The organism is Aquificaceae bacterium (assembly GCA_037722135.1).
GTDB classification, from domain to species: domain Bacteria; phylum Aquificota; class Aquificia; order Aquificales; family Aquificaceae; genus Pampinifervens; species Pampinifervens sericum.
Genome location: JBBKAW010000060.1, coordinates 21,862 through 28,017 on the forward strand (window position 1 = coordinate 21,862; position 6,156 = coordinate 28,017).

Annotated in this window: 5 protein-coding genes; 4 read left to right on the forward strand and 1 reads right to left on the reverse strand. The window is 40.9% G+C overall.

Going from position 1 to position 6,156, the window contains the following annotated elements; translation table 11 throughout:
* Positions 1 to 19: 19 nt before the first annotated feature.
* Entirely contained in the window at positions 20 to 718 is a 699-nt protein-coding gene (gene cas6 / locus WKI49_04410) for a CRISPR-associated endoribonuclease Cas6 (protein ID MEJ7621738.1), read from the reverse strand.
* 78 nt (positions 719 to 796) lie between these two features.
* On the opposite strand from cas6, the gene cas7i reads away from it, so the two are divergent.
* Genes cas7i through cas3 form a run of 4 tightly spaced genes read left to right on the forward strand, consistent with a single transcriptional unit; the run spans position 797 to position 6,098 of the window.
* Positions 797 to 1,783: a type I-B CRISPR-associated protein Cas7/Cst2/DevR gene (gene cas7i / locus WKI49_04415; GenBank protein MEJ7621739.1), complete on the forward strand. Its 987-nt coding sequence runs from the start codon at positions 797 to 799 to the stop codon at positions 1,781 to 1,783.
* Positions 1,770 to 2,441: a type I-B CRISPR-associated protein Cas5b gene (cas5b, locus tag WKI49_04420; GenBank protein MEJ7621740.1), complete on the forward strand. Its 672-nt coding sequence runs from the start codon at positions 1,770 to 1,772 to the stop codon at positions 2,439 to 2,441. Before cas7i ends, cas5b begins: the two co-directional genes overlap by 14 nt.
* Positions 2,432 to 3,970, forward strand: a complete 1,539-nt coding sequence (gene cas8a1 / locus WKI49_04425) for a type I-B CRISPR-associated protein Cas8b1/Cst1 (GenBank protein ID MEJ7621741.1) — start codon at positions 2,432 to 2,434, stop codon at positions 3,968 to 3,970. The genes cas5b and cas8a1 overlap by 10 nt, the downstream gene beginning before the upstream one ends.
* Positions 3,927 to 6,098 (forward strand): CRISPR-associated helicase Cas3', encoded by a 2,172-nt coding sequence (cas3, locus tag WKI49_04430; GenBank protein MEJ7621742.1) that lies wholly within the window; start codon positions 3,927 to 3,929, stop codon positions 6,096 to 6,098. Before cas8a1 ends, cas3 begins: the two co-directional genes overlap by 44 nt.
* The last annotated feature ends 58 nt before the right edge of the window (positions 6,099 to 6,156 follow it).

Here is a 6,156-nt window from a genome sequence, read left to right on the forward strand (position 1 = left end):
GCATAAAAGTACCTTAGTGTTAATCCACCTCAAGGTATCCAAAGCCTTGACCCGTCCTTAGACCAAGCCCATATTGGTAGACAAATCTTAACACTTCTGGGTTATCTGTGTCTATACGAAACCTTCCAAGAAAAGCCCTTATATGCCCTCCATAGTGCTTTATGAACTCTTCCTTGAAGTATTTAAAGCTAAAGGAAAACTCCTCTATCTTTGGCTCATAGCCCTTTATAACCCTAAAGCGTCTAAGTATGTTCTCAAGAAGAGCATCCTCAAAGCCTTCTTCCATAGGAATTAAATATCTTGCTCTTGGGCTGTCTTGTGAAAATCCCGGCTTTTCCACTACCACAGGAGACAGGCTTTTAAAACTGCCCTTTGACCAATCTCCCTCCTTTTCTAACTTAATCTCCTTTATAACAAACTCCGCATCTCCTATCTTGTGGGTTTTACCCTTGAGAGAAGATAGTCCATTGTAGAGCCTTATCCCATACACTGGGTCTCCTGTGGAGATGCGTAGGTTTATAAACTTTACACCGCTTATGGTTTCTTCCTCAAAGACCACATCCTTTCCAAGGTATACCGCAAAGGTGTAGGGTCTTACTGGATTTTCAAGAAACTCCCTAACTCCAAAAACCCTCTTCATCAAAGATATGAGCCTACGTCTGTAGTCTATGGGTATCTTCTCTCCCCTTTGACTTTCCATTTTTACCAAAAAACGCATAGAGAAAATTTTAAACTGTCAGAAACTGCAAAAAGTGTCCGTTATCATAATAAGTAGAACAACTAAGGGAGGTCAAAAATGGCTGGATTAACTCTTACAGTAATAACCCACAGGGCAAGCTCTCTTAACTATGGAGAGAGTATAGGCAACGTGTCTGTGCTTAAGAAGATTACCCTTGCGGATAACACACAGCTAACCTATGCCTCTGACAAGGCTTTAAAGTATGAAATAAGAAGGCATGGAAGGGAAAGGTTTGGCTGGAGGCTGTTGGATGAAAAGCTAAAGGAGTATATTGCAAGACACACTTCTAAGGATACTCTTGATGTGGATAAGTTTGGTGAGGACTTGGTAAAGGACTACGAAGAGTTTGACCTTTTTGGTGGGCTTTTTACAAAGCCTGCTAAGGAAGAGGATGGTAAAAAGAAGTCCCTAAAGCTCTCAAAGGGTGATGCGGTAAAGAGGGTAAGCGTAGTCAAAACCAGCTATATGTTTTCCGTAAGTCCCTTCAAATCCGATATGGACTTTATGAACAACATAGATGCCTACAACAGATACATAAGGCACATAGAGGATAGAGGCGACCAAGCGATAGTAAACTCCGAACAACACACCTCTCACTACATCTACACCCTTACCGTAGACCTTGACCGTGTGGGTGTGTGGGAAACAGAGGAGGGAAAAATAAAAGAGGTCATAGACTCTCAGGCAAAGGCAAAAAGAGTGGTGGAACTTCTTGAGGTTATAAAGACCCTTAGCAGGCAGATAAGAGGCAGATGGGAAAACCTCTCCCCAGTTTTTGTAGTTGGTGGTGTCTTTAGCGTGAAAAATCCCTTCTTTATGGATGCGGTAAAGGTTGTGGAAAAGGAAGGAAAACTAATCCTTGACATAAATGCCTTAAGAGATGCCATAGACCTTGTCCCAGAAGGTGAGGAGGTTTTGGTAGGAATTGCCTCTGGACACTTTCATAACGAAGAGGATATAAGAACCCAGCTAAATGCAAAAGGTGTAGCAGAGGTCTTTGAGAGCCTAAAGCAAAAGGTTAAGAGTGTTTATGGAGTGCTCTAAGATGAAAGCCCTAAGGTTTGAACTCTTTACGCCTACTGGCATCTTCAAGACCCCTTTTTCTCTGAAGGGTATAGAGACCTATCCGCTTCCACCCTATTCTACCATAATAGGTCTTTTGTATACCGCCGTAGGAAGAAAATGGCAAGGCGAAGAGTTTCAAATATCCATACAAGGCAGGCACCAAGCCCTTTTTAGAGATTATGTGCGTTTTAGGAAGTATAATGTGGATAAAAAGAAGTTAGAAGTTGTTCCCATTGAAGTCCCTATACTTTACCAACTTGAGCTAATAGTCCACCTATACGGCGAATATGAGCTTTTGAGAGAGTTTGCAGAGGGTTTGAGAAAGCCACAGACTTACCTTTACCTCTCTGGTGGAGAGTATGCTGTAAAGATACGAAGGGTAGATTTTGTGGAGCTTGAGGAAAGAAAAGTGGAAGAGTTTAAACTTGAATGGTCCGCCTTTTTACCAAAGGATAGGTATAGGGAGCTTTCCCTATCTCCCTCTGGTATACTCTACCTTTTGCCAGCCTTTTTGAAAAAGGAAAGTAGTTTAAGGGAGCACAATTGGATAGAAGCCTATTATCTTCAAAGTGGAACGGTAATAGAAGAGGGCAAAGTTTTACTTGAGGTGGAAGGAGGGCTTCCAGTATGGCTATAAGGTTTCGGATAGACAACTGGCTTATGGCTTCTTCCGCAGTAGGCTTTGCCAAAGTTTTGAGGCATGCAGGTATTGACCCACTACCCTACTTTAGGGAGCGTCTCCTTGAAGTTCCGCAGGATTTATGGGAAAGACTGCCAGAGTTATATGCGGAATATGCTCTTAGGGATTTTGACCAAGTTGTTATGCGGTCTTACGATCAAGTTTTAAAAAAGAAGGATGCGAAATGGGAGCATGTGAAAAATCCCTATGACCTTGTGGTTCGTTCAAAACTTGGAGGTTTTTACAACAACTCACCCTTGCTTAACTCATCAAAGTCTTACATAAGAAGGGTTGCGAAAGCTAACAAAAGCCTTATTCAAACCTATGGAAGCGAACCAAAGGAAGCTCTGAAAAAGCTCTTGCAGGACTGGGAAAATTACAAAGTAAACATATCAAAACACATCAAAGACGCAATAAAGGAAGCCTTTCAATCCATACTCTCTGTGGAGACTTCTGATAATTCTCCTATATGCTTTTTCTGCAGAGAAAGACACTCCTATAGAACCTTTGATGCGGTTAACTTCACACCTCTTTCTGCAAGTCCAGATACCTTTCAAAACCTCTTTTACAACGGAGTAAATACCATATTTTTGTGTAAAGAGTGCGAAGTTTTGCTTTACTTTGCCCGTTTTGGTTTTGCGGATATAAAGGGAAGGTATCTCTTTGTGTATCTTCCAGATGACGCAAGCTCTATGATAAGTGTAAACAATGTCTTAGAGGAACGTAAATGGCTATCTGCGGACATAATAAAAGAAAGTCTTGTCGTAGTGGTGAAAAGTGTTGAAAAGAATAAAGCGGTATGGGCTCTGAGGAATATCTACGTTGTGGAAATTCAACCTGTAGGTGATGCACAGAGTAATATCTATGTCTTTAGTCTAAGTCCAAGGCAGGCACAAGCCTTACGGGATTACATAGATAAGTATCCAAAGAACCTTAACCTCATCTTTGACATATTTCTCAAGTATGTATACTATGGCAAGAGCCTCTACAATATGCTATACAAGATAGTGTCAGGTTATCTTTTTACAGACAGTTATAAAAATATTAAGCTAAGCAATGATGACGCAAGGCTTGTTAAGTATGGAAGCAACGGTTTATGGGGTAGTCTCTTGTATCTAATAAAATTTCAGGAGGTGTTAAACATGCAAGCAAATAAGGAGAAGGAAATCAACTGGGCTTTTGTGGAGGGTAAGAAGTTAGCACAAAGCTACAAAGAAAACCTTGGAGAAGATAGGGCAAAGAGGAAAATAGAAAGCCTTTCTTACCGTCTGCTTGAGGCGGTTAGAAGAAGGGACATAGACCACTTTTCTCAAAACCTAATAAGAGCATACCTTGAAGTGGAAAAGCCTATACCGCCTGTGTTTCTAAGTGCTATAAAGGAGGAGGGCTTAGAAAGAATAGCATACGCTTTTCTTATTGGCTTGAACGGTAAGGAGGGAATAGGTGAACCTAACACAGAAACTGAGGATAGCTTGGGCGAAGAGTGATGGCACTTCTATAAGAGAGCACACAGACAAACTCTTGGAAAATCTCAAACTCCTTAGAAGCCTATATGGAGAGGATATAGAAAAAGCCTGTCCTGTAGGTTTGAGGAGCTATCTTTGGAAGGCTTTGGAGATTGCCTGCGAGTATCATGACTATGGAAAACTTCATTGTAAATTCCAAAGGGAAGTGGTAAAAAACCACAGATATCCAGACAACAAGAAGGTAGAAAGAGTAAGGCACAATCTTATATCTCCTCTCTTTATGGGAAACATTGAGGACGAGTTTTTGAGGGATATTTCCGCACTTGTGGTAATTCACCACCACGAAACTGAGGCAGGCAACGATGTGGAAAAAAAGGTTGAAAAGGTTGCTCAAGAAGAGTTTAGTATTTCCATACAGCCTTGGCATAAAAGACTTCTGAGAAGGTCAGAATATGAGGCTTTGGAACACCTTTCGGATAGACATAACAAACCTTTAGAGGAACTAAGGAGCTTTTACATACTTCTCAAAGGTCTTTTATTGCGTATAGACCATGCAAGCAGTAATAAGGATATAGAGAGCCTTGAGGTTGAGCCGATAAGGGATGTGGCAAAGGTTATAAAAGACAAAAAGGGCTTTGAACTAAATGACCTGCAGGAGTTTGTCTTAAAGAACAGAGACAAAGACTTACTCCTTAGTGCACCTACGGGATACGGAAAGACGGAAGCAGGCTTTATATACTTAGAAGGTAAAGGATTTTTTACCATACCAGTTAGAACTTCTGCAAATGCCTTATATCTGAGGGCTAAGGACCTCTTTGGAGAAAAGGCTGGACTTTTACATTCTACCGCCTTGAACTTTCTTATAGAGGAAAACAGAAACCACTTAACTGGGCTTATTGTGGACTACGAATATGCCAGAAACTTTTCAAAGGCATTGCTTGTTTGCACTCCAGACCAGCTATTTCCTTTCGTTTTTGCCTACAAGGGCTTTGAAAAGAGCCTTGCAATCCTTTCCTATTCAAGAGTGGTGGTGGATGAGTTTCAACTTTTTGAGCCTCATACTCTTGGCTTTTTGGTGGAAGGCATAAAACTTGCAAAGAAGGTGGGAGCTAAGGTAATGCTTATGACAGCAACCGTGCCAGAGTTTATCCGAGAAGACTTACCAGATTTTACAGAGAAGGTTTTTGACAACCCAAAGCCTCGCCACAGCCTAAAACTTATAAAGGATAGCGTCCTTTCAGAAAACGCCTTGAGGCTAATAAAAGAGAAGTCTCAAGAAGGAAAGGTTTTGGTTATTCTAAACACAGTTAGGAGGGCTGTTGACCTTTATAATGCTTTGAAGAAGGAAGGGCTTAAACCTAATTTGTTGCACTCAAGGTTTATACAACTGCAAAGAAAACAAAGGGAAAAGGAAATAGAGAGCTTTTTCAAAGAGGAGAATTGTGGCATATGGATTACCACACAGCTTGCGGAGGTTTCTCTTGACCTTGATGCGGACTTTCTGATAACGGAGTATTCCACACCAGACAGCCTTTTCCAAAGGCTTGGTAGGGTAAACAGAAAAGGAAAAAAGCAAGTAGAAGAGCCTAACGCTTACATATTTACAGAAGACTGCTCTGGCATAGGTGGTGTCTACAGAAAAAGCATACATGAATACTCTAAAGGTAAACTACGGGAGGGTATATGGACAGAGCAAGACAAAAGGAACCTACTTTCTGATACGTATTCAAGAGAAACCCTCTCCAAAATAGACCCTAAATACATGGAAGATTACTCAAAGGCGAAAGAATATGTGAGAGACATTTGGAATACCTTAGGGCTTATCCCTCAAGAGAGCAGGAAAAAAGCCCAAGAACTTTTTAGAGATATCCATTCAATCACGGTAATACCCATATATTACAAGGATAAAGTAGAGGCACTCATACAGAATTACAAAAATAGCACAGAGAAGGAGGAAAAAATCCAAGCTCTGAACCAAATTTTGGACTATACCTTTAGCATCCCCGCTTATATGTCAAAGGATAACATGTTAGAAAGGATAAAAGGACTTGAAACCTTTAACCTCCACTGGCTGAAGGCTCCTTATGACGAGGAAAAGGGATTGGCTGAACTTAGAAAAGACCCTGAGCTAAGCTTGGATATGGTATAATACTTCCTATAAGGCTTTTAGGGGGCATTTGCTCCCATGACATTTTGGCAACTGAATA